General features: G+C 58.1%; 19 protein-coding genes and 1 tRNA gene. 7 read left to right on the top strand and 13 right to left on the bottom strand.

All coding sequences use genetic code 11. The annotated features are described in order from the left end of the window. Window positions 1-343: 343 nt before the first annotated feature. From HMPREF2975_RS10415 to HMPREF2975_RS10425, 3 genes are all read right to left on the bottom strand, one after another. Window positions 344-419 (bottom strand) — tRNA-Thr (locus HMPREF2975_RS10415). A gap of 108 nt (window positions 420-527) precedes the next feature. Beyond that, a complete protein-coding gene (locus tag HMPREF2975_RS10420; protein WP_070727661.1) occupies window positions 528-1334 on the bottom strand; it encodes a DsbA family protein in 807 nt (268 codons plus the stop codon). A 134-nt stretch (window positions 1335-1468) separates the two neighbouring features. After that, on the bottom strand, window positions 1469-3439 hold the full coding sequence (locus HMPREF2975_RS10425) for a serine/threonine-protein kinase (RefSeq protein ID WP_070727664.1): 1971 nt from the start codon (window positions 3437-3439) through the stop codon (window positions 1469-1471). Between the two features lie 367 nt (window positions 3440-3806). On the opposite strand from HMPREF2975_RS10425, the gene HMPREF2975_RS10430 reads away from it, so the two are divergent. Continuing rightward, window positions 3807-4961 (top strand): ABC transporter ATP-binding protein, encoded by a 1155-nt coding sequence (locus HMPREF2975_RS10430; RefSeq protein WP_058237274.1) that lies wholly within the window; start codon window positions 3807-3809, stop codon window positions 4959-4961. A gap of 753 nt (window positions 4962-5714) precedes the next feature. Next, window positions 5715-8645, top strand: coding sequence for a Cna B-type domain-containing protein (locus tag HMPREF2975_RS10435; RefSeq protein WP_070727667.1), 2931 nt, complete (start codon window positions 5715-5717; stop codon window positions 8643-8645). A gap of 133 nt (window positions 8646-8778) precedes the next feature. Here the strand turns inward: HMPREF2975_RS10435 and HMPREF2975_RS10440 are convergent, their stop codons facing one another. Next, on the bottom strand, window positions 8779-9072 hold the full coding sequence (locus tag HMPREF2975_RS10440; RefSeq protein ID WP_070727935.1) for a putative quinol monooxygenase: 294 nt from the start codon (window positions 9070-9072) through the stop codon (window positions 8779-8781). Between the two features lie 149 nt (window positions 9073-9221). On the opposite strand from HMPREF2975_RS10440, the gene HMPREF2975_RS10445 reads away from it, so the two are divergent. From HMPREF2975_RS10445 to HMPREF2975_RS10460, 4 genes are all read left to right on the top strand, one after another. After that, complete coding sequence (locus HMPREF2975_RS10445) at window positions 9222-10307, top strand: SGNH/GDSL hydrolase family protein (protein WP_157886389.1); 1086 nt, start codon at window positions 9222-9224, stop codon at window positions 10305-10307. Between the two features lie 155 nt (window positions 10308-10462). Further along, complete coding sequence (locus HMPREF2975_RS10450) at window positions 10463-11728, top strand: DUF4032 domain-containing protein (RefSeq protein WP_193600047.1); 1266 nt, start codon at window positions 10463-10465, stop codon at window positions 11726-11728. Between the two features lie 46 nt (window positions 11729-11774). Further along, window positions 11775-12575, top strand: coding sequence for a glycerophosphodiester phosphodiesterase family protein (locus HMPREF2975_RS10455; protein ID WP_070727672.1), 801 nt, complete (start codon window positions 11775-11777; stop codon window positions 12573-12575). A gap of 156 nt (window positions 12576-12731) precedes the next feature. Beyond that, window positions 12732-14696, top strand: a complete 1965-nt coding sequence (locus HMPREF2975_RS10460) for a glycoside hydrolase family 127 protein (RefSeq protein ID WP_227469377.1) — start codon at window positions 12732-12734, stop codon at window positions 14694-14696. 57 nt (window positions 14697-14753) lie between these two features. Here the strand turns inward: HMPREF2975_RS10460 and HMPREF2975_RS10465 are convergent, their stop codons facing one another. The 4 genes from HMPREF2975_RS10465 to HMPREF2975_RS12835 form a co-directional block, all read right to left on the bottom strand. After that, window positions 14754-16061, bottom strand: a complete 1308-nt coding sequence (locus HMPREF2975_RS10465; protein WP_070727943.1) for a hypothetical protein — start codon at window positions 16059-16061, stop codon at window positions 14754-14756. Window positions 16062-16275: 214 nt separating this feature from the next. Then, window positions 16276-17301 carry a class II fructose-bisphosphate aldolase gene (gene fbaA, locus HMPREF2975_RS10470; protein ID WP_058237279.1) on the bottom strand — a complete coding sequence of 342 codons (1026 nt, stop codon included), beginning with the start codon at window positions 17299-17301 and terminating at the stop codon, window positions 16276-16278. 138 nt (window positions 17302-17439) lie between these two features. Then, a complete protein-coding gene (locus HMPREF2975_RS10475) occupies window positions 17440-18084 on the bottom strand; it encodes a TrmH family RNA methyltransferase (RefSeq protein ID WP_070727675.1) in 645 nt (214 codons plus the stop codon). A 36-nt stretch (window positions 18085-18120) separates the two neighbouring features. After that, a complete protein-coding gene (locus HMPREF2975_RS12835; protein ID WP_227469378.1) occupies window positions 18121-18291 on the bottom strand; it encodes a hypothetical protein in 171 nt (56 codons plus the stop codon). On the opposite strand from HMPREF2975_RS12835, the gene HMPREF2975_RS10480 reads away from it, so the two are divergent. After that, window positions 18290-19114 (top strand): HAD-IIA family hydrolase, encoded by an 825-nt coding sequence (locus tag HMPREF2975_RS10480; RefSeq protein ID WP_058237281.1) that lies wholly within the window; start codon window positions 18290-18292, stop codon window positions 19112-19114. The two genes, HMPREF2975_RS12835 and HMPREF2975_RS10480, sit on opposite strands and share 2 nt — an antisense overlap. 93 nt (window positions 19115-19207) lie before the next feature. On the opposite strand, the gene pyrE is transcribed toward HMPREF2975_RS10480, so the two are convergent. From pyrE to HMPREF2975_RS10505, 5 genes are all read right to left on the bottom strand, one after another. Next, window positions 19208-19774, bottom strand: a complete 567-nt coding sequence (gene pyrE / locus HMPREF2975_RS10485; RefSeq protein ID WP_058237282.1) for an orotate phosphoribosyltransferase — start codon at window positions 19772-19774, stop codon at window positions 19208-19210. Window positions 19775-19926: 152 nt separating this feature from the next. Continuing rightward, on the bottom strand, window positions 19927-20772 hold the full coding sequence (locus tag HMPREF2975_RS10490; protein ID WP_058237283.1) for a carbohydrate ABC transporter permease: 846 nt from the start codon (window positions 20770-20772) through the stop codon (window positions 19927-19929). Next, window positions 20769-21848, bottom strand: a complete 1080-nt coding sequence (locus tag HMPREF2975_RS10495; RefSeq protein WP_070727678.1) for a carbohydrate ABC transporter permease — start codon at window positions 21846-21848, stop codon at window positions 20769-20771. The genes HMPREF2975_RS10490 and HMPREF2975_RS10495 overlap by 4 nt, the downstream gene beginning before the upstream one ends. A gap of 77 nt (window positions 21849-21925) precedes the next feature. Continuing rightward, window positions 21926-23248, bottom strand: coding sequence for an ABC transporter substrate-binding protein (locus HMPREF2975_RS10500; RefSeq protein WP_070727680.1), 1323 nt, complete (start codon window positions 23246-23248; stop codon window positions 21926-21928). A 215-nt stretch (window positions 23249-23463) separates the two neighbouring features. Then, a complete protein-coding gene (locus tag HMPREF2975_RS10505) occupies window positions 23464-24243 on the bottom strand; it encodes an SDR family NAD(P)-dependent oxidoreductase (RefSeq protein ID WP_070727946.1) in 780 nt (259 codons plus the stop codon). Window positions 24244-24345: the final 102 nt, after the last annotated feature.

Here is a 24345-nt window from a genome sequence, read left to right on the forward strand (position 1 = left end):
AAATACGGGAACTACCTAAGAAAGCCAACGTCCCGCATACACCACATAGCGGGGATGCCCTCATCGATTCAACGCAATCGGCCACCGATTGGGTCGCGTCGATCACCCCGACACCGCTACGACACGCCTTTTGAGTTCGTAGCCCCGTCACGATGGGCAATCGTGCTGCACCCCTCCGTGTCCATTGTGACAGCGTTCGTCTTACCGTCCACCACGGTGACGCTGATCCAGCACCACCACCAGGCTCACCCTTGCACTCGAGGAATGTTCAGGGGACGGGAGACACCCTCGGCTATATGCACACCAATTATTCGCCGGCCTGACGTCATCCAATTCGAAAGTATGGAGCCACCTGCGAGACTCGAACTCGCGACCGTCCGCTTACAAGGCGGGTGCTCTACCAACTGAGCTAAGGTGGCCAGCTCACATATCTTGCCATGAGCACACCAGTGAACACCAATCGAATCTATTGAGTGTGAAGAATCCCTCGAGACGACTACTCACCGCTTACGGCAAGCGCGAACCGCTTACTCAGCCATCCCCGAAATAATGTCGGAGGCAAAGTTCTCCAGCGTGAACGGAATAACCTTCGTGCCATCCTTCACGTATTCGGGGGTGCCGTACGAATCGCCGCGACCCGCGAACTTCTTCTCGCCCCATACTTTAGTGGAGTTCGCCAAGTAGGTTTGCACCGCATTGGCGTCGAAGGTCGAGACAACTTCGTCAGGAACTCCCACGGAACGGGCGAGTTCCGCCACCTTGTCAATGGACTGATCCATTGATTTGACGACGCGTGTATCGCCAGACGTCCACTGCTCATTGAAGAAGCCCATCAGCGCGTGATGGAACGCCACCCAGTGTTCGGGATCCTTCTGTGCAACGATCAGCGATGCTGTGGTCGCGGGTTTCGCGTAGTCCATGCCAACTGTTGTGACGGGCTGGTAGGCAATGTTGAACTTCCCGTCAGTAGCAGCCTGGACGATTTCTTCACCGCCCGCGGTGTCAACCTGCGCACATACGTGGCACGAGTAGTCAAAATAGATCGTCAGCGTCGGCAGGTTGGGATCAGGATCCTCAATGCCGTTGTGGGAGTACACCACCGGCGACGAATCTGCGTACGGTCCCAGCAGCGCTGCGGCCTCCTCGTCAGGCAGAGCCGAACCTTTCGGGCGATACGTCAGCATCACTGCCGCCACAGCTGCAACCACGGCGACAACAACCAGCACGACCACGCCGATGATGATGACGCGGGTACGCTTTTCCGACTTGAGCTGGGCTTCGCGCATCTCCCGCGCCTTCGTGCGCGTATCACGCGATGATTCTGACTTCGCCATCGGTTATGTGCTCCTCGCTTCGGGCAGATACTGATTTTCACGCAGGATCATTATGACGCGATGACCCACCTGACGCGAACCCAACAGGCCTGAGCATCCACAGCCGTCTCTCTCGGAAACCGCCGTCAGCACATCTAGGAAACCGTCGTCAGCCAGAACGCGACCGGGATGGCCAGGAAAGCCGCACTCAACAACGCACGCCCCCACCACGGCGGCGACACGGTGCGGAACACGATCGCCATTCCATCACGCACTGATTCAGTAAGCTCGAGGATCCTGAAGCTCATCAGCAGCACCAGTGAGACAGCCATCAGCGCCGTCAGCGGAATCATCTGAGTCGCAATTCCACTGGGATCGGAGAGTACCCCGCCCCATAGCACCAGGTCACCGGGCCATTGAAGGGTTTCCAGAGACATCTCAAGATAATCCCTCAGCACCGTCACAATGGCGATGGCCCACACGATCGCCGCCCATATACATGCGATCACCGAAGCGAGGGCTATGCTCAGCACACCGACCACCACCATGATCGGCACTTTGAGAAGTGTCATGGCCGTATCTCCCGGCCCCGGCCCGTTGCGATCCCTCTGCCGGTTGACCTTGCGTTCGCGGAACTGCCCGATCACACTGAATACCAGGAGGGTTGCGAGCACTGCGACCAGTCCCGACATGCCGTATGCGACAGGCAGCAGCGAGAGGGCCGCCATCAGGCAGGTCGACAAGACCCCCGTTCTCTTCAGAGGGGGAGGTTGCCATTCAGGTTCACCATCGGTTTCCTCGACGTCCCCTTCGCCCGGCTCCGCCAGTTCGAGGGGCGCAGGCTTGTCCACCGTAATTGTCGAGGGTGACTGCGCATCATCCCACGTCGGAAGTTTCTTGAACGACTCGCCGCCCTTGTTGACCAGGAAGGGGCCTGCGCTTTGCCACCCTGGTTGCGCCTCATCGGGCGGAAGCGGAGGCACGTCGGTGGGGATGACAGCCGTCTGGTCGGGAGGAGACACCGGGTAGGGCACGGTGACAGGCGGCTCCCACTGATTGGGCTGCCCGGCAGAGAGCTCTGGCTGGCCGGGTTGCGGTGCGCGATACACGTCAGTGCTCTGAGTCAGAGGCTGGGTGTACGCCTGATTGGTGGTCAGATCGGGATACTGTGTTGTCTCAGGCGTGTCACTCGTGTAGTCGTCCTCGTCAAATGATGAGGGCATGAATGTTGAGCCCAGGTCACCCAGGCTGGAAGTGACCAGTGAGCTCCCCGTCCACGTGTCTGAGTACTGATCAGTTTCGTCGTCGCGGCCGGAGCCGTATCCATCGCGAGCGTGTGAATCTGCCGCACCGTTCAGAACGGAGCACAGGCTTTCGAAGCTCATACGGTTGTCGACAGTAGGATCCAGGCATCGTTTCATGGACGATGCCAAGCGAGGAGGCAATCCCGCGATATCCGCATCACCGGCAAGGACGCGCGAAATGATGACGCCGGGTGCTCCGCCTCCAAAAGGTGGTCGGCCGGTCAATGCGTGCAGGATCGTGGCGCTCAGGGACCACCAATCAGCCTGAGGAGTCACCGGACTGCCCGTCATTACTTCCGGTGCGGTGTAGCCCGCAGTGCCGGACACCAGTCCGGTCGCCGTCAGCCGGTCATCCCCATCCCCGACCGCGATACCGAAGTCGATGAGCACGGGGCCGCGTTCGGACAGAATGATGTTCGACGGTTTGATGTCACGGTGAACCACCCCTGCCCCGTGGACACGTTTGAGGATACGGTTCAGTGCTGTGGCCAGGCGCGCCACTTCGCTCAGTTCCATTGTCCCGCTGCGGATGCGCGAGGCGAGGGTTGGGCCGTTCACGTATTCGGTGACAACGAAGGGTTCGGCGGCTTCCGTTTCAACATCGAGGACGCGCACGACGCCGTCTGATCGGATTCGATTGACCGTGGCAGCTTCTCTGCTCAGACGCTGTCGGGCTTCCTCCGTGGCAGCCTGAGCCGGGTGCAGCATTTTCAGGGCGACTTGTGCTCCTCCATCGTCACGAGCCAGCCAGACAGTGCCGGCACCTCCCGTGCCCAGACGGCTGACCAGTTCGTAGCCGCCAACGCGTTGCCCGATATCCACATCCTTGAGCGTATCGAATGATGACGCTCTGCAGGACTTAGATTCGAGGATTTTCGACAATCACGTAAGAGCGGGCGCGGGAAAAGCTCCCAGTGAGACTGTGGGCCATGCGCGAGTCCAAGAATGACGAGACCTCTTTCACTCATGGCTGATTCTTGCACTGTCATAGCTGATGATGCTGGTCAGTGACATGCGCAACAGGACTGATTCACTATCTCAGGTATCCCCCGCTGTCGATCTCATGGTATTTTTAATCCAGTGCTTTCGTTCACAGGGGGAACGGCAGCATCGGCAGCGGTGAAGACGCCGTTGTCCCGGCTCTCTACTTGGATCGTCCGGCACGTACCTGTCGGTGGAGGTTAAAAACATGGCAACAGTAACGTTTGATAAGGCAACCCGCATTTACCCGGGTTCAGACAAGCCAGCTGTGAAAGAACTGTCCCTGGAAATCGCTGACGGCGAGTTCCTCGTCCTCGTTGGTCCTTCCGGCTGCGGAAAGTCAACGTCACTGCGTATGCTTGCTGGTCTTGAAGACGTCAACTCTGGACGCATTTTCATTGGTGACCGCGATGTCACCGATGTTCAGCCCAAGAACCGCGACATTGCAATGGTCTTCCAGAACTACGCTCTGTACCCGCACATGACTGTGCGCGACAACATGGGCTTTGCTCTGAAGATCGCTGGCACGGATAAGAACGAAATCCGTGAGCGCGTGAACGAAGCAGCACGCATCCTTGACCTGGAGCCCTACCTGGACCGCAAGCCGAAGGCTCTGTCCGGTGGTCAGCGTCAACGAGTCGCAATGGGACGTGCAATTGTTCGTAAACCGCAGGTGTTCCTGATGGACGAGCCGCTATCCAACCTGGATGCCAAGCTGCGTGTTCAGACCCGTACACAGATCGCATCACTGCAGCGCGAACTCGGTGTCACAACCGTGTACGTGACCCACGACCAGACCGAAGCTCTGACAATGGGTGACCGCATCGCGGTTCTCAACAACGGCATCCTTCAGCAAGTTGGCACACCTCAGGAAATGTACGAACGCCCCGCCAACGAATTCGTCGCAGGATTCATCGGTTCACCTGCAATGAACCTGGGTCGTTTCAAGGTCGAAGGCAACTGGGGCGTCCTCGGAACTGCTCGCGTTGCCCTGTCGGATGCCACCATTGCGGCTCTGAAGCCAGAAGACAACAACACGGTCGTCATCGGTTTCCGTCCTGAGGGACTTGAGCTGGTTGGTGAAGATGTCGAAGGCACCATTCCGATCGAAGTCGACTTCGTTGAGGAACTCGGCTCTGACGCCTACATCTACGGACACCTTGCAGGTGTCGAGGGAGGCCACGGCCTTGGATCGGGTACCGACGAGAATCCTGATGAGAATAAGGAAGACAAGAGCGATCAGTTGATCGTTCGCGTTCCTCCGCGTACCGCCCCGAAGACGGGATCTGTGATCCACGCTCGCGTCATTCCTGCGCAGCAACACAACTTCTCGGCGGCAACTGGCGAGCGTCTGCCTGCCTAAGCTAAGACTCACGAGGGTCAGCTGACGATGCAAATCTGATGCTGTTCCCCCACTGAAATATCACCGGTGGCTCGCCCCAACATGGGGCGAGCCACCTTTTCGTATCTCTCTAGACACAAATTTTACACTCTGTCAAATTTGGATCGAACACTTTGCTCTTCACTGGTGCAGTTGAGGGCTTGGTGGAGGCAAGCAGCGTTCTACCAGGGGCTCTAGCTCTCGTGAGGAGTACGACAAGGTGGAGCGGTCCCAACAATTTGCTTGCATATCGATTCAGCTTCGAACAGGCCGTTGATGGTTTCGGGCGAGGGCTTCCGCGTCACAATCACATACATTACCCGTTGCCGGTTTATTCCTGCACGTCAGCGACGTTTGTCGTTTGAGAAAACACACGCTGCCATCGGCCCACCATCGGTAGGACGATCCGCAACCATCCTGACCTCGCAGCACCTCAACTCCCGCCAATACCTCCCCACCACATTCCCAAACCTCCGAAACACGTAGAACAAAAGCGCAACGCTTCGTTTCAAGACCACTGAGGGAATCTTCAGCGCACTATTTGCCTGACTCATCCTTCCACGAGCACTTGTCACGACCCGTGGCCGGTGAGGCGGGCGATGTGGTGGTGGTCATCCTTCCACGAGCACTTGTCACGACCCCCTTTTTCTTTACTCCAACCTAGTGGTAAGCTTTCGTTGATTGTCTCTCACAGTTGCACGGCAGCATAACTCAAACCCATTGACAGGTGATCACATGTTTATTGCACCCTCTCGTCCAGGGCACAGTCCGACACGCACTCGCACATCGACTTTCACACATTTGGCAGCATTATGCGCGGCAGCGCTCGCGTGTACCTCGAGCCTCGTAGTTGGTTTCGTCTCCCCGACTTGGGCTGATGACGCCGCCTCCGACTCTCCCGAAGCCTCCAATACCATTGCAGATTCACCGCAAAGCGGTACTGAATCGCCCTCAGAGCAGGGAGGCCTTCATATTCCTGAAAATCCGGGAGATCCCGCTGTTGTCGGTACTGTGGAAGATGAAGACTACTCCACAGCAGCCGACGCGCCGATGCCTGGAGCTGCCCCATTGATGACAGCGCCGGCCACCGATTCAGCACGCACCAGTACTCAACGGTCAGCCGCAACCGAATCGGCGCCAGATCCTGAACGCACTGAGGTCTATTGCTACACGCCTCAGCAAGATCTCACGTGCAGCGAGGACCAATTCCGTTCACTGATCACACAGGCTGGCTCCACACCAACTCGCATCGTTCTGGGAATGGTCGGCCCCTATCTCACCGACACTGTCACGATTCCACGCGGAGCTGACATTGAGCTGGTCAATTATCCTGCCAATGCGTGGGGAGCCAATTCCTCGTCGCTCATCGCTGAGGACGGGTTCACAGGTTCTGCTCTGTTCAACGTCGAGGAAGGCGCTACCCTGACCATTTCTGCTCAGCCCGAAGGCGGCGAGATCGAGATGGGCGCTCGCGGCGAGTACGTTAAGAATGGGCAGATCCTTGTCCACTCACGAGGAGCATTTGTCCTCAATCAAGGCACGCTCAGCGGCGTACGCGACCACTCAGGATCTCACATCGGTGCAGTGACCGTCACGGGTTCCAAAGCTTCGTTCACCATGAATGGCGGCACCATCACCGATAACCACAGACGACAAGATCCCACCACTACTCAAAACGGTGCAGGCAATATCGCAGTCAGCGATGGTGCAACGTTCATCATGCATGGAGGACTCATCACCGACGGTTGGGGCTCAGGCGTCAGTGAGCACTCACCGTACGACTACGGTGAAGCAGGAGGGGTCGGCCTGTACAACGGTGGCCACATGGTGATGAATGGCGGTGAGATCTCCAGCAACAACGGCTTCGCCGGAGGCATTCTCGCAATGTCGTGGCCGTTCTCGAAAGAAGAAGCTGAACAGACCAAAGAATCAGCACGCAATACAGTAGAAATCAACGGCGGAACGATCACCAACAACACCAGTCGATTCAGCGGCGGCGGAGTTTTTTCATTTGGCAACTCCGTTGTGACAATGAACGGCGGAACGATCACCAATAACACCGCTCCCAATGGAGGCGGCGTAGGAACATTCGATGACTACGTACAAGGCGCTGAAAAGACATGGGCAGAGATCCCCAGCACAGGAAAGCAGGCTGGGTACACCCCTGATGCCTGGGCAGACCTTTCTCCGGCAGCTTTTATCATGAACGGCGGGACCATCTCCCATAACAGTGCCTCTCGCACCGGCGGCGGTATCAACATTGTTAGCAACCGGGTTACTTTACGCGGCGGAAACATCGAAGCGAACACGGCGAAGCAAATGGGGGGCGGTGTCTACGTGGCCACCAAGTCCTACTCAGCGCACTTTGAAAACGTTGCAGTTAACCATAATGACGCGGGGTATATCGGTGGCGGAGTGTGGGTCTGCCCGACCGGCTCCATCGACTTATACGTGACAGAAGGTGCCGGGATTTTCAATAACTCTGCCAGCCATTTCGGTTCCGATATCGCCCACGACAATTACGGTTCCGCCGGGTCGATCAATTTACGCTTGGCCAATCGTATGCTGGGTGGCGGCGACGTCACCTACTACTTCGATAACAAAGACCAACGTTTCTCCCCAGAGGCTCCAGGCGACCCGCAAGATTTCTGGGATCGGCCGCTCCGAAATGAGGGTCTCCACTCAGAGGCTACAGATCACACGAAGAATGATGCATCAGCGCTGGCCAAGCTCACAATCACGAAAAACAGTGCCGAACGAGGTGCAGGAATCGGTTCAAACGGCAACGTCACTTTCGGAAAACCCGACACAGTTGATCTGGAAGTCGCTAAGCAGTGGCATGACAGTGAAGGCACCGAGATTCCCGGTGCGTCGCCCTCGTTGCCCTCAAGCATCACGATCCAGTTGATGCGCCAAATCGGGCAGCACGATCCGACTCAGCTCGGCGATCCCATTACCATTACTCCTGATAAGGACGGCAACTGGCGTCACACGTTTAAAGGCCTGCCAACAACCCTCATCAACGCTGGCAGCGACGAGGCTGAAGAGGTTACATATTCAATTCACGAGTTGCACGTCGACGGCTATGATTCAGTCATTTCCCCCATCACCATGATTTCGGATGCCCCGCAGGTGCGCGCACTCACCATCACGAATACGCAGACTCCAATGACTGTGACGGTCAATAAGATCTGGCAAGATGTTGATGGCGAAACGCTTGAAGGCACCTCCCCCGCCATCCCGGACAGCATCACGGTCCAGCTCACCCGGCAAATTGGCGAGGGCGACCCAACCAACGTGGGCGACCCCGTCACCATCACCCCAGATGCTGACGGCAATTGGACTTACACCTTTACGAACTTGCCACGAACCGTTGCAGGCGAGCCGGTTCGGTACGCAGTGGTCGAGACGCCAATCGAAGGATTTGACTCAGCTGCGCAGCAGGCAGCAACGCAGGAGGGCTCTCACGATGTGGTGGTGACACTGACGAACAGGCAGAAGCCACCGACACCACCTACTCCACCCACCCCGCCGACGCCCCCGGCACCGCCTCATCTGGTGAAAACGGGAGCTGATTCCACGGCGCTGTGGTTGTTCGGCGCACTGGGCGCTGCAGGAGTCGCTGTCAGGGCTGGAGCGCGTTTACGGCGCAGGGCTGAGAGATGAGAAGCTGCCCTGATGGCGAAGATCACGCCCCTGCACGGTTTTCACCATCAGGGCTGATCACCTGATCGTACAGCTTTCGCTGGAAGGCAGGGCGATATCGAGGACGACACGGATCGCCGTCAGGCCCCCACGGTCAGTGATCGTCGCGATAGCGTTCGACCCGCAGATGCAGCGCGTACTTCTCACGTAGCTGCGCGATCTGCGTCATCATCTCAGAATGGTGATGCTGGTCAAGGGCTTCTTGGTCATGCCAACGGTCGATCAACAGAACCGTCTCCGGATCATTCATCGGGAAGAAATACTCGTAACGTTCATTACCTTCCTGGGCGCGAACTCGATCAACAATGCCGCTGGTTACCATCTCCTGAGCAAATGCGCGGGCGCTCCCATTGCGTCCTGTGTAATACAGATTAACCGTTAGGCTCATCGTGACCCCCTGTGTCGCTACGTCCAGCGATTTACCGACCAGCCTATTCCTAGCGGCCTGTTCACGCGTTCTGTCCCCTTCACAAGGTATTGTCATGACAGAAGGGGCCAGCTGCGGCCGCTCCTCGGGCCATCATGGAAGGATGTCAAATGCGTCGTCTAGTTGCATCAGGCATTGCAGTGGCATGCCTCAGTCTCCTCGCACCGCTTACCGCGCACGCTGAAAGCGCCACCGCATCTGAGTCACCCTCGACCCCGCACAATATTCTGCAGCTGGGCGATTCCTACTCGGCAGGAAACGGCGCGCAGAACTACACGGACACGAACTGTTACCGCTCGCCCAATAATTACGGTGCTGTCACCGCTGAACGCCTTGGCGCCTCGTACACAAACCGTGCCTGCTCAGGTGCACAGTCGAAGGACTTCTACTCCTCACAGTCCCTGGGGTGGAAGAAGTCGGTGACGAAGACCTACGTTCTACCCAAGTCGACCTACCCTGACCAGCCCGCTGAATGGCAGCGCCGCGTCGAAGAATCCCAGATCTGCGGCGTACTTCCCGAGGGGAACTTCACGTGGGATATTCGCCAGGTCGCTCCCGCACCTGCCGGTTCTCTCTACACGGCCACCGCCGAATGCCACCTGTACGCGCTCCCTCAGCTCGACGCCGTCACCCCCGACTATGACTCCGTGTTCCTGACAATTGGCGGCAATGATGCCAACTTCTTCGGCATCATCGTGTCCTGCTTCATCGGGCGTGATGCCTCGTCCTGCCAGCAGCGCATGAACGAGGCTACCGTCACCGTCGACACCTTCCGCACGCGCCTCACCACCCTTCTGAGAGATATTGACGAGCGTGCCGCCGGCAACGCTGACATCTATCTGCTGTCCTACCCGGATCTGCTGAGCACGCCGTCCTACATGCTTCCCGAAGGTCCTGCAGGTTGGTTCGATGCCGGCACCACGCTGCGCACCCTCCAGGCTCGCTACACCGACCTGCAGTCCAGCATCATCAGCGATCTGAACAAGGCCAATGGGACGACCCGCTTCCACCTTGTTGACATTCGAGACGCCTTCGACGGGCACGGCCTCGATCCGCACATGGCGGCGTCCCAGGATCATTCCTGGATCTCAGCACCTTTCGCCTCCACCGACCTTATGGGCTACATGCATCCCACGCCCAGTGGCTGGGCAGCGGAAGCCGACACGCTCACCGACGCGATTCTTGCGCAGCGTTAAACTCGCGCACAAGGCAGAAACCGGGTTGGCCAGTCGCTCCTCGTGATCTTTCACTCTCAACGAGGGCGACCCCACCCCGCGCATCTGCAAGCCGGCGTCCGCCGGTCCATCCATGCGTCCCACATGACACGCCAATAAAGTGCGAGAATAGACCTATGCCTCAGTCCATGGAGATCACTGCTGCACGCGTCGATCCTGCGTTGCTGGACCTTCCGTGGGAAGTTCCGCTGGAAGACTGGCCCAGTGAGATTCTGGCCGCGCTGCCGCGTGGAATTTCGCGACACATCGTGCGTTTCGTCAACCTGTTCGGGCGCGTGATCGCCGTCAAGGAGATTGGCGAGTCGGTTGCCCACCACGAATATCAACTCCTGCGCGATCTCGTGCGTCTGGATGCTCCGTCCGTCCAACCTACAGCTGTCATTACTGGCAGACGCGACCCGCAGGGCGAAGAGCTCAACGCCGCACTGGTTACAGAGCACCTGCAGTTTTCACTGCCCTACCGCGCATTGTTCAGCCAGTTCATGACTCCCGACACGGCGACTCGTCTCATCGACGCGCTTGCCGTGCTGCTCGTTCGCCTCCACCTGCTCGGCTTCTACTGGGGCGACGTGTCCCTGTCGAATACACTGTTCCGCCGCGATGCCGGGGCATTTTCGGCGTACCTGGTGGACGCGGAAACCGGCGAGCTGCACCCGAACCTGACGCCCGGTCAGCGTGACTACGACGTTGACCTGGCGCGCACGAACATTATCGGTGAACTGATGGACCTGCAGGCTGGCGGTTTCTTTCCGGAGGACGAAGACCCGATCATCGTGGGTGACCGCATCCGTTCGCGCTACGAGGACCTGTGGCACGAACTGACCGCATCCGAATCCATCGAGCTCAATCAGCGGTGGAAGGTCGCTGAGCGCATCGAACGCCTCAACGACCTGGGTTTCAATGTGGGCGAACTGCAGATGGTGTCAGATATTGACGGCACGCACCTGACGATCACGCCAAAAGTGGTGGATGCAGGGCACTACCATCGACAGATCATGCGTTTGACGGGAATGGATGTGGGCGAACAGCAGGCACGCCGCATGCTGAATGATCTGCAAACGTATCGTGCGATCACCGGTCGTCAGAACATGCCCATTGAAATCGTGGCGCACGAATGGATGCGTGACGTGTTCGAACCGATCGTCACCGGCGTGCCGCCCGAGATGACCCGGAAACTCGAGCCGGCGCAGATTTTCCATGAAGTTCTGGAGCACCGCTGGTACCTCGCTCAGCAAGCCGGACATGATATCCCGCTCGCTGACGTCATCGATTCCTATACGCGTTCCGTTCTGCCTCAAAAGCGTGACGAGGCTGTGCTTCTCGATCCTGACCCGCTCGATACTGCAGAGTTGCCTGCCTTCCACAATGAGGATATGTATTAACGAGGGCGACGTTGCACCGCCCCTGACTACGTCTGAAGGAGAATCCGTGTCTGAGTTTCCTCACCTTTTCGCCCATCGCGGGGCCTCGTCCCTTGCGCCCGAAAACACGATGGGAGCGTTCGTCAAAGCGATGGAAGTCGGGGCTCGTCGCATCGAGTTCGATGTCGACATCATGGGCGATGGAACATTACTGGTCATGCACGACCAGACTTTCGACCGCACCACGTCCGGTACCGGCGGCTACTACGACAAAGGTTTCAATGACCTGCGTCGCCTGGATGCGGGCGCGTGGTTTTCCGACACATATCGCTTTGAGCGAGTTCCTGAGCTGAGCGAGGTGCTCACGTTCCTGGACGCCAATCAGATGATCGGCAACCTGGAGATCAAGCCGTGCCAGGGTGGGCAGACGCTGCGCAGCGAGCTTATCGACCGTATTTGCGTGCTCGTGGCCGGTATGAAGAATCCGTCGCAGATCCTGGTGTCCTCCTTTGATCACGCCCTCCTCTGCGACTTTTCCGTCGCATGGCAGGCACATCACCAGGGCGACCAGGCCAGCGCCTTCGGTACGGTGCGTCGATCCCTCGATCTGGGCTGGCTCGTTGACCCCGAATCCGAGTCGATCACCAGTGCCGTCGATGCCGCCGCCAAACTGGGGTGCACAGCGGTTCACCCTGCAAATGAGGCTGTCACACATCGCGACGTGGAGTATGCCCGTCAGGCTGGCCTGGAAGTGAACGTGTGGACTGTCAACGATGTTGATCGCGCACGCGAACTGGCCGCATGGGGTGTCACAGGTATTTTCACTGATCGGGTTCAGGACTTCCCGGCTGAGGCTCTGCGCGCCTAGGAGACGTTGTGGCGCGTCGGCCGTATGCCGGTCGACGCGCCGTCTCCTTCTGGCAGTTTCTGATACGCCAGGTGCGCAGCGTATCAACGCACATTCGACGAATGGCCATCAGGCTACTACCATCAAAGAAAACGGTTCGAAAGGATTCACACTGCCGTGATTCGTGAACGTTCACATTTATCGTTTTTTTCTCCGTTACCAGGCGCACTGCCTCTCAAGTCAGTCACAGTTACTGATGATTTCTGGTCTCCACGTCGCGAAATCGTCCGCACGCGCTCACTTTCCCATCAGCAGGCTCAGATGAGCAAACCGGGGCATCATTTTGATGCGCTAAAAATGGCGTGGAAACCTGGCCAGACACCAGAACCTCACATCTTCTGGGATTCAGATATCGCCAAATGGATCGAAGCTGCATCGAATTCTCTGGCCTCCCATCCAGATCCCGCCCTCGAAAAAGCCGTTGATTCCACGATTGAACTGCTTGCCGGCGCCCAGCAGGACGACGGCTATCTCAATACCCATTTCACGCTGGTCGAGCCTGACAAGCGCTGGACAAACTTGCGAGATCAACACGAGCTGTATTGCGCCGGCCATCTCATTGAGGCTGCCGTCGCGCATACGTATGCAACCGGCTCGACAAAACTGCTGGGTGTTGTCACCCGCTATGTCGACCTGATTGACCGTGTGTTTGCAGATGATGGACCCTGCAGTGGCGGCTACCCAGGTCACGAGGAAATTGAACTCGCTTTGGTAAAGTTGGCTCGTCTTACGAACCAGACACGCTATCTTGAATTGGCGCAACGCTTTATTGATCGGCGCGGCCAGAAACCCTCATACTTCGCACTCGAAGAACGCGCGCGGACAGGCATGCAGTCAGATGACACATACGAATATCATCAGGCGCATCGACCCGTACGCGAGCAGGATGAAGCTGTCGGGCACGCAGTGCGAGCCATGTACCTTTATACCGCAATGGCTGACCTCGCAATCGCCACTCAAGATCAGCGTCTGCGCGACGCATGCGAGACCCTGTGGAATGACGTGACGACACGCAAAATGTATGTCACGGGCGGAGTGGGATCCGAACCAGCACTCGAATCCTTCGGGCCTGCCTATCATCTGCCGAACGAACACGGCTACGCCGAAACATGCGCAGCTATCGGCCTCGTTTTCTGGGCACAACGCATGGCGTACATGACCGGTCAAGCACGTTACATTGATGTTCTTGAGCGCGCACTGTACAACGGGGTGCTTTCCGGAGCCTCACTCGATGGCATGAGCTATTTCTACGATAATCCTCTTGAGTCCGATGGGACACGTTCGCGCTCACCGTGGTTTGGGTGCGCATGCTGCCCGCCGAATTTCGCACGTCTGCTCACTTCGCTCGAACACTTTATTTACTCCATCGACGAGGGCGACTCTCCTGCCACTTTTTCCGCAGATACCACGTGTCACACTGCTGACGATCACAAGGCTGAAGTGATGACCGTCAATCTCTATATCAGCAGTGAGGCATCGTGGCCTGTTGCAAACGGCAGCATGAAAATCCAGCAGACGAGCAACATGCCATGGGATGGCGACGTCAGTCTCACTGTCAGTGCCAGTTCCCCGACAGAGCACATGCTGCGTTTACGAATTCCGCAATGGGCTTCGTCATTCGCACTGGCCATCAATGGCGAGTCCGTTACCCCTGCGATGCGCGACGGGTACGCGTGCATCGAACGAACGTGGCACGACTCGACGCAGTTGGACCTTCGTCTTGCGATGGACACAACCCGCGTGTGGGCAAATCCCCGCGTAGGAGACTGCGCCGGCAAGGTGGCAATTGAACGTGGACCTCTGGTGTATTGCGCTGAAGAGATTGACAACGATGCACCCATACCATGCATTGCCATAGCCGATTGCTCTGACGCCGATACTTCTTTCAACAATGAGCTCGGTCTCTACGAGCTTCATCTTTCTGCCGCCGCGGCCACCTCCTCGGACAACGCGGCACTGTACTCGCATCACTCGCCGTCATTGACAAGCACTCGCGCAACATTGGTGCCGTACTACGCATGGAATAACCGCGGCCAGGGCGCAATGGCCGTATGGCTCCTGGATGCAGAAAGACTGCGGTAACAGCCTCAACATCCCATGCCGTCTCCGCCCACAACGCTCAGTTCCCCACGAAAGAAACTACTGTGCGGCAGCGTCCGTGCGTCGGTCGGCTCGCAGTGCCAGCATTTTCGCCAGTGACACTTCAGCAACGGAGTCAATGATGAGCAGTGAACCGAGGACACCGGCGACCTTGCTCCATCCGGATCGGGGTTTCGAGGTGCGGATCGCCGTTGCCACCAGCATCGCACCGGTTGCAGCTTCCACCGCTGCGCCGACGCGCACAATCCAGGGCTTTTCAAGCGCGGTCGAGTGGTAAGCCTCCCAGATGTTGTGGCCGGTTGCTTCCGGTTCCCGCAGCAGAATGTCAACGCTTCGACCAATTGCATTGGAAATTCCGCGCGCCATGTGAGGCTGCGTTCCCTCAACTGCTTCAGCCTCGCACCTGCCGAGCAGGAAGTCGGCGGCACTATCCGGCAGGCCAACTGCCGCCACGACGGCTTTCACTGCCTCGTCACCGCTCTTTGTGGTGGCGTCAATGAGTGCGTCGGCGTCGGCACCGGGAATCATCGCGGCGATTTCTTTCATATTCGTGTTTTCGCCGACGAGCGCGTCGATTTCGTCGGTGCTTTTCCCGCTGACACCGCGTTTGCCGGGGACCATCAGGTATCGCATTGCCCAGTTGAAGGAAATGACATGTTCAAGATGGTCGTCGGTCACCAGGAATATCTGGAATTCGTCATCTGCCATGGACAGCGTGACCAGCGGCAAATCGCCGAAGTTCCAGCCCAAACGTTCCGGGGGCAGTTCGGCAAAGAGTGCGCGTGCATCGCCGGGCAGCTCGAGATCTGCAATATCGACACCTTCGAGTGCCGCCAGCAGTGGGACGGACGATGCGGGAGTCCGTCCGATTTCGATAATGCGCGATTTCACTGCATCGAGCGGTTCGTTCATGTCGCCATTGAATTGGGCGCGCAGTTCGTCCTGGCTTAATGAGGCTGTTTCGTCGGCCGTATCTGGTGCGTCCTTGCCGGAATCGTCGTCGCCTGCCTCGTCCGCCCGCGCATCGTCGTGCGGTCCGTCAACAACTTCATCCAGGTGGTCTGACTGGCCGGCGCCAAGTCGCACCTCGGCCTTGTAGGTGGTGGCAAGTTCGTCAGCGAGTTCCTGTTCGGTTGGTCCCGGTTTGAGGATCTCGGAGCGAGGTCCGATGGTGGCGAGCTTGCCATCATCGTTGGATGCCATGACAAAGCCCAGCAGCCGCGTGCTGCGGTCAAACCACTCCAGTCGCGCGACGATTCCTCTCTTGGACAAGTCTTCAGCGACTTCTTCAGGATTGAGTGTCTGGGCAATCATCATGCCGTCAATCCGATTCCACTGTTGCGTCATTGGATCCTCCCACGTTGATTTCACTACCAGTATCTCATCACGAGCAGACGTCTTGCGCCCCATTTTGAGCAGTCAGGCGCCGTTTTCTGCCTTTACACAGCGAAAAGGCTCGGATGGTCACGCTCGACAGCGCGCCCATCCGAGCCTTCTTCACGTCAGTCACCGGCAAGGTGACCGTTCGCGGATGCTGTCAGTGACAGCGGCTCGCGAATGCTTACTTCATCTTGGTGCCGGTGGAGCCCAGACGCTCACATGCCTCGACAACGCGAGCAGCCATGCCAGCTTCAGCAGCCTTGCCCCATGAACGAGGATCGTACTGCTTCTTCACGCCGACCTCGCCGTCGATCTTCAGAACGCCTTCGACGTTCTGCATCATCCAGGCGGCAACGGGACGGGTGAATGCGTACTGCGTGTCGGTGTCGACGTTCATCTTGATGACGCCGTTTTCGACAGCGGTGGCGATTTCCTCAGCGGTCGAACCGGATCCGCCGTGCATCACCAGGTCGAAGGGTCGGTCGCCAGCATCGAACTTCTTGCCCACAGCTTCCTGGATCTCTCCGAGGATCTCCGGGCGCAGCTTGACGAAACCAGGCTTGTACGCACCGTGGACGTTACCGAAGGTCAGCGCTGTGATGTAACGGCCCTTTTCGCCCAGACCCAGTGCCTCGACGGTCTTGATGCCGTCTTCAGGAGTGGTGTAGAGCTTTTCGTTGATCTCGCCCTTGATGCCGTCTTCTTCGCCGCCGACAACACCGATCTCAACTTCAAGAATGGTGTTGGACTTCTGCGACAGCTCCAGCAGTTCCTGAGCGATCTTCAGGTTCTCGTCCAACGGAACGGATGAGCCGTCCCACATGTGGGACTGGTAGAAGGGCAGACGTCCTGCCTTGACTTCTTCGGCTTCCAGTTCCATGAGCGGACGAATCCAGGAATCAATGTTCTGCTTGGCGCAGTGGTCAGTGTGCAGCGCGACGGTGACTGGGTAGTTCTTGGCAACCTCGCGTGCGTATGCAGCCATAGCGAGTGAGCCGGCAACGCGATCCTTGATCGTCGAGCCGGACCAGTATTCTGCGCCGCCCACAGAAACCTGGATGATGCCATCGGATTCTGCTTCCGCGAAGCCTCGCAGAGCTGCAGTCAGAGTTTGGGATGAGGTCACGTTGATCGCAGGGTAAGCAAACTTGCCCTTCTTGGCGCGATCGAACATTTCGTTGTAGACCTCAGGTGTTGCGATAGGCACAGGAGCCTCCTCTTTGAACGACAGTCGGTCAATCAGTATTATCTCATGTTTTGCTCGGCCGTGGAGGGGAGAAAGTCCCGTCCGACCATTGCACACTTATTGGCAGCAGGCCCAGCGCATGAGTGTTGACAATGGCCTCTAGCTCGTCGCCTTTGTTTGCACAACCCATGCCCACATAGCAATGGCAGCGGCATGACCCACATTCATCGACCGGGTCGACCCATACTGCGTGATGTGCAGGATCTGGGAACAAGCCCGCCGCATAGCTTCGCTCAGCCCGCCGCGTTCGGCACCAAAAACCAGGCATGCCCGCTCGGGAATCACGGCCCCTTCGAGCGGGCGCGAGCCCTCCACATTGTCGATACCGATAAGCGTGATTCCCTGCTCGACGCACTGGCGAGCGAGTGCCTGACAGTCGTCAACATGCGCTACATCCAGGTAGCGATCAGTGACCATCGCGCCTCGACGATTCCACCGCTTACGCCCCACAATCCACACACGTCTGGCGCCAAGAGCGTTTGCGGTGCGCACAATCGAGCCGATATTGAAATCATGCTCGACGTTTTCAATCGCCACATGCAGCCCGGTGGAGCGCTGTGCCATGTCGGCACGGATGGCATCCATGGTCCAGTAACGGTACTGGTCTTCAACGTTTCGCGTATCGCCGTTCGCCAACAAGTCGGGGTCGAGTCGCTCGTCATCGGGCCATGAATTTGATCCCCCTGGCCACGGCCCTACCCCTGTAGGAGCGTTGGATGCTGTTGAACGATTCGTATCCTCCACGGCGACTAGGGTACACGGATAATGAGCACCTCGGTTTCACAGGTCGCCTTGACACTGCATTCCAGCTTGCCCCCTCGCCTCGTCTTGCCACTTCTCGACCTGAATGCCGCGCACCGCCATACACGTAGACACATGTCGCGACAGCATCTGCACCTTCTTGCCCCGCATCTGCCCACTAACGGTAGATCCTCGATACATTAGAGCCATGAACGAAAACCTCTACGACACGGTGCCGCTCTCGCAGATGCCACCGGCCACTGCCTGGCTGTCCGACATGGATGGCGTCCTGGTCAAGGAAAACCGCGCGCTTCCCGGTGCGCAGGAGTTCCTCGACGCATTGAAATCGCACAACATGCCGTTCCTGGTACTGACGAATAATTCAACGTTCACGAACCGCGACCTGTCCGCCCGACTGGCTCGTTCCGGCCTGGACGTGCCGGAAGACCGTATTTGGACGTCTGCCAACGCGACCGCTGCGTTCCTGTCGCAGCAGTCCCCGCAATCATCGGCTTACATTATTGGCGAGGCCGGCCTGACCACTGCTCTGCACAATGCGGGCTATATCATGACCGACACGGATCCTGAATTCGTGATTCTGGGCGAAACACGCTCCTACGACTTCAACGCCCTGACTCGCGCGATCCGTTTGATCGAAAAAGGCGCGAAGTTCATCGCTACCAACCCCGATGCGACCGGGCCTTCCGACGAGGGCACCCTTCCGGCAACTGGCTCCATTGCCGCGATGATCGAGCGTGCAACAAACCGCTCGCCCTACTACGTAGGTAAACCGAACCCCATTATGATCCGGGCCGCGCTCAATAAAATCGGCGCACACTCCGAGACCGCGGCGATGGTCGGTGACCGTATGGATACCGATATTCAGGCCGGTGTGGAGGCCGGACTGCGCACACACCTCGTGCTCACTGGCTCAACCGATGAACACGAAATTCAGAATTTCCCGTACCGCCCGTTTGGTGTTCACCAAGGCATTGGCGATCTGGTCGAATTGGTCGAAGCCGGGCGCGGCTAAGCTCCGGCCAATCCGCGCCAGGCTGGGATCAGCGTGCAGGCTACCCTCGTGAATCGACCTTCCGGTCAGCACTCACTGAGATCGAGGTAAAAACTAGTCGAGGTCGAGGTCAGCCAGTCCCAGGGCACTGAAATACGGCAGTCCTTCTGCTTCGATACGCTCTTTGGCACCCGTGGCGCGATCCACAACAACGGCAACTGCCAGGACTTCTGCCCCGGCTTCACGCAGAGCATGGACAGCTTCGATCGGTGAGCCACCCGTGGTGGATGTATCTTCCAGGACGATCACTCGCCTGCCCTGAACGTCTGGGCCTTCGATGCGGCGCTTCATGCCGTGGTCCTTGGCTGCTTTGCGCACCACGAATGCGTCCAGGTTCAGGCCGCGAGAGGCGGCTGCGTGCATCATGGCGGTGGCCACCGGGTCGGCGCCCATCGTCAGACCGCCCACCGCGTCGTAGTCTTCGGGCCCGAAACCAGCTTCTTCCAGCATGTCCAGCATGACGTGGCCGATCAGGGGGCCTGCCTCGTGATGGAGGGTGGCTCGGCGCATATCGACGTAGAAATCAGATTCTTTGCCCGATGCCAGCGTGACGTGCTCGTGGATCACGGCGAGTTCACGTACCAGTTCGGCCAGGCGCGATTTATGGGAGTCATTAGTCATGGGGCAAGCCTACCGCGTGCAGTGCCGGCGCGGAGAGCTTGCCCCATGACATCACATTGGACATTTCACCTGGGGAGTATTCGCGTGTAGTGGAGTACCCTGGCGCCTCGGTTGCCCGTTCCGTCTGGCGTTCCGCGGCGCCTGTGCCTTCTTTACTGTTTGACGCCACCTGCTGCCAGGCCGGCAACGATGCGGCGCTGGAAGATCAGCACCATGATGACCAGCGGTACGGTGACCACCACGCCGGCCGCCATCTGGGAGCCGAACGGCGTCTCAAACCCGGATACGCCACCGAACTGGGACACAATGACCGGAGCAGTCTTCATGTCCTGCTTGTTGACCATCGTCACGGCAATGAGGAACTCATTCCACGCATTGATAAAGACGATGATGGCAGTGGTGAAAATGCCAGGAGCGGCGATCGGAATGATGACTTTGCGGAAGGCCTGACCTGGCGTGCAGCCATCGACCATTGCGGCCTGTTCCAGTTCGCGCGGCATCTGCCTGAAGAAGCTGGTCAGGTTCCACACGGCCAGCGGCAGTGCGAATGACAGGTCGGGCACAATCATCGACTGATAGGTGTTGATCCATTCCCACTGTGTAAACAGCTTGAGCAACGGCACCACGATGGCAACCAACGGGAACATCGACGAGGCGATGACAATGGTCAGTACCAACGTCTTGCCCGGGAATTCCAGTCGCGCCAGAGCGTACGCGGTGAACGTCGCGACCAGCAGTGCCAGAATCGTCGTCACGCCGGCAACGATCAGCGAGTTCAACAGTGACTGCGTGAACAGGCGGTCTGGCTTGAAGACCTCAACGTAGTTTTCCATGCTCACTTCGCGCGGCCACAGCGTCGTGTCGAAAATGTCGCGCGTGGGACGCAGTGAGGACACGATCATCCAGTAGAACGGAGCTAAACAGAACACCACGATCGCGATGATGCCGATCCATGAGGACGTGTCGAGCAGAGCCGCCTTGACACCTTTGCTTTTCATCGTGACACCTCCGCAGTCAATCCGGCCTGGGCAGGCGCGTCAGCTCCCCCGGTGGTGGACGAGGGTGGCCTTTGGACTTCTTTCGCTTCCTTCGAACGCTTGAAGAACGCGCTCAAACGCAGCTTCGAGCTCTTCTGCGACTGGCCGTCATCTTCAAACAGTTCTGCGCCGAGCAGCTTGATGAAGGCGAAGGATATGAGGAAGACGTAGAGGAACAGGATCACTGCGTACGCAGCACCTGACCCGTATCTCAGGTTTGTTGCCTCATCCTGAACCAGCATGGACAGCGTTTCGACAGATCCTTTACGCGGTCCGATCAGAATGTAGGGCAGGTCGAACATGCGCAGAGCATCGAGAGCGCGGAACAGGACTGCGACAACGAGTGCTGGTTTGACCAGTGGAAGCGTGATGGACAGGAAACGACGCCATGCGTTTGCACCGTCAATCTTGGCTGCCTCGTAGACTTCCTCGGGAATGATCTGCAGACCGGCCAGGGTTAGCAGTCCGATGAACGGCGCCGTCTTCCACGTGTCAGCGATGATGATGGCGAATTTGGCGGGCCATTCAGATGTCGCCCACAGGATCTGCGTATTGAGCAGAGCGTTCGCAGCTCCGTGCGCATCGAAGATCCACTTCCACAGCACGGCCGAGATGGCAGTGGGGATTGCCCATGGCACGAGGATTGCCGCACGGACGAACCCGCGCGCCTTGATGGCCTGGTGCATGATGAGCGCCATGATCACGCCGAGGACAGCTTCGATACTGACTGTGACAAACGCGAAGAATGTCGTGTTCCAGAACGCAGTCCAGAATCGTGCGCCGGTGTCTCCGGCGAAGATGTTGATGTAATTGTCCAGTCCAACGAATGGCTCGGTATCGTTGACGAATCCTGTTTCAGGATCGATTCCCTTGGCGCCGAACAGCGACTGATACAGAGCCGAAATCGTGGGGAACAAAATGACGATTGAAATAACGATGATGGTGGGCGAAACAAGCAACGCCGCCAAGCGACTTTGCTGTTTCTGCGACTCAGATTTTCCGCGACGTTGCGTCTTCTGAGTGGGTGCTTTCGCCATGAGTTCTTCCTCCTGGAAAGCGCGCTAAGGCTCCTGGTTGGGTGGCACAAGCCACCCAACCAGGAGCGGTGACAAACTTACTGCTGGCCAGCCGTGAGCTCGGTGAGCTTGGCGCTCAAATCCTTAAGGGCCTGTTCAGGCGTTGCCTGTCTCTGCAGAACAGGGAAGACGGCATCCTGAATCGCTGCCGACACGTCGCCATAGTTGACAACCTGCGGGCGCGGTGCAGCGCTCTCGATGGAGCCCTTCAGCGCCGGCAGATACGGGTACTGATCGATCAGTTCCGGATCCTCGTACAACGCGGTGTAGATCGGAGCCAGCGTCTGCTCGGTGAGCATGCGCTTTCCGATTTCCTCTGAAGTGAACCACTTGATGAAGTCGTACGCGGTCGCCTTGTTCTTGCAGAAGCTGGAGATGGCGACGTTGTGGCCGCCCAGTGAGGACACGCCTCCTTCAGGCTGATCTGCGGTCAAACCAGGCAGCGGAGCAACTCCGAACTTGTCGCCCAGCTTTTCCTTGGTCAGGGAGTACTGGTATGGCCAGTTGCGGTAGTAGACCAGGCGGTCGGCTTCGAATGCGGCGCGGCCTTCTTCTTCCTTGTAAGTCAAGGCTTCTTCAGGAATGAAGTTATCCTTGAAGGCATTTTCAAGCGTCTGCAGACCCTTGAGGGCTTCAGGCGAGTCGACGACTACTTCGCCCTCGGGGCTGACAATCTGTCCGCCGGCGGAGTGAATGGCTTCGTCAACGTTGACCGTCAGGCCTTCGTACTTGGCCATCTGTCCGCCATAGCACCCGATGTCTGAATGACCGTCGAGGCCGCGCACAGCTTCGCAGCCCTTCTTCATGTCATCCCACGTCTTGGGCGGATCGGTCACACCGGCCTGCTCAAGCAGATCCTTGCGGTAGTACAAAATGCCACCATCAGAGCCATGGGGCATGGCGTAGAGCTGGTCACGGTACAGGCCTGTCTGCCACACAGCCGGCAGAATCTTGTCCTTGGGAAAGTCTGCCTCGTTGAGCGGCTCAACCCAGCGGTGAGCAGCAAATTCGGCGACGTGGATGTTGTCCAGAGAAATAACGCAGTATGCATCTGATTGGGTCTGAGCGTTCTGAACCATCGAGTTGCGCTGCTGATCGGCTTCGGCCGACAACTCGATCATCTCAACCTTTTCGTTCGGGTGGTCCTTGTTCCAATCCTCCAACATGGGAGCCATCAGACCGGAGTTGTCTTTACCCTGCACATAGGTGATGGGGCCGCGCCCCTCGAATTCACCGGTTGCGCCACCACCAGAGGCACCTGAGTCCCCTGATGCCTGTCCGCCACCGCCACTGCTACATGCCGTCATCAGCACCATCGCAGCAGCGCCAGCTGCCAAGGCAATTCCTTTTCTGGTTGCCATTTTCGTTCACTCCTTCGTGTCAAAAACCTGAATTCGGTGGCCTCTCAGATCGAGCCGCCTCTCAGGTGCCGATCAACGATCGACGTTGCTTTTACTCTACAACGTTGTCTCCACAAAATGTATGCAATTGCAGCGCGTTACATTTGTTTACATTTGGTAACAATTTTGGCAAACTTGCCCGCACAACGCCCCGCGATGCTAGCAGCCCCGTCACGCTACATGTGCGGAACGGCGCGCATCACCTTACGCATCAACCACCGCGGAGTCAGCCGAGAGACCACATTCGCGCTCTTATACAGCGCAGTCGCCGTCACCAGCACCCGCCCGCGACGAACGGCCTCAAGAGCTTGCGAGACCACCGTTTCCGCATCCGACCAGATCCATCCCGGTGTGTCGGACACATCAACATCAGCTGCCTTGTGGAAGTTTGTGCGCGTCATGCCCGGTGATACAGCGGTGACAGTCACCCCGGTTCCTTCCAGTTCGAACGCCAATCCTTCGCTGAAGGCTTTCACCCACGCTTTGTGCGCGCTATAGGTACCCATCCCGGTCTCTGCAGCGATGGAGGAGATGTTGCAGATGGCGCCTACTCCTCGTCGGCGCATGGCACGACCAGCGTGGTACGACAGCACCATGACGGCTCGCACCATCACATCCAGGGCCTGCTCTTCCGTCTCCAGTTCGTTGTCGAGGAACTCCTCCCCCAGACCCATCCCTGCGTTATTGACCAGCAGGCCCACCGGTGCACATCCAGATTCATCATCAGGCTGAACGTCGAGACGCTCGGCAACCCGCTGTACGTCCCCGGCTTGCGACAGGTCAGCTGCGATCACCTCGGTCGTGATGTTCGCGATCTGCTCCAGACGATTGGACAGGTCATCGAGTTTTTCCTGCGTGCGGGCAACCAGAACCAGATCATGTCCCGCCTCGGCAAGTTGCCAGCAGAATTCTTCTCCCAGACCTGATGTTGCTCCCGTGACTAAAGCTGTACCCATAACCTCATCGTAAGGTCGCCGGCGCGTGCATGCTCGCTCAGTGACCAGCATGCGCCGACGGATCCGTGCTCGCTCAACGCGTAGCCTGCGCCGGTAGGGTGG

This window comes from Actinomyces sp. HMSC065F12 (assembly GCF_001814535.1).
In the GTDB taxonomy this organism is placed as follows: Bacteria; Actinomycetota; Actinomycetes; order Actinomycetales; family Actinomycetaceae; genus Pauljensenia; species Pauljensenia radingae_A.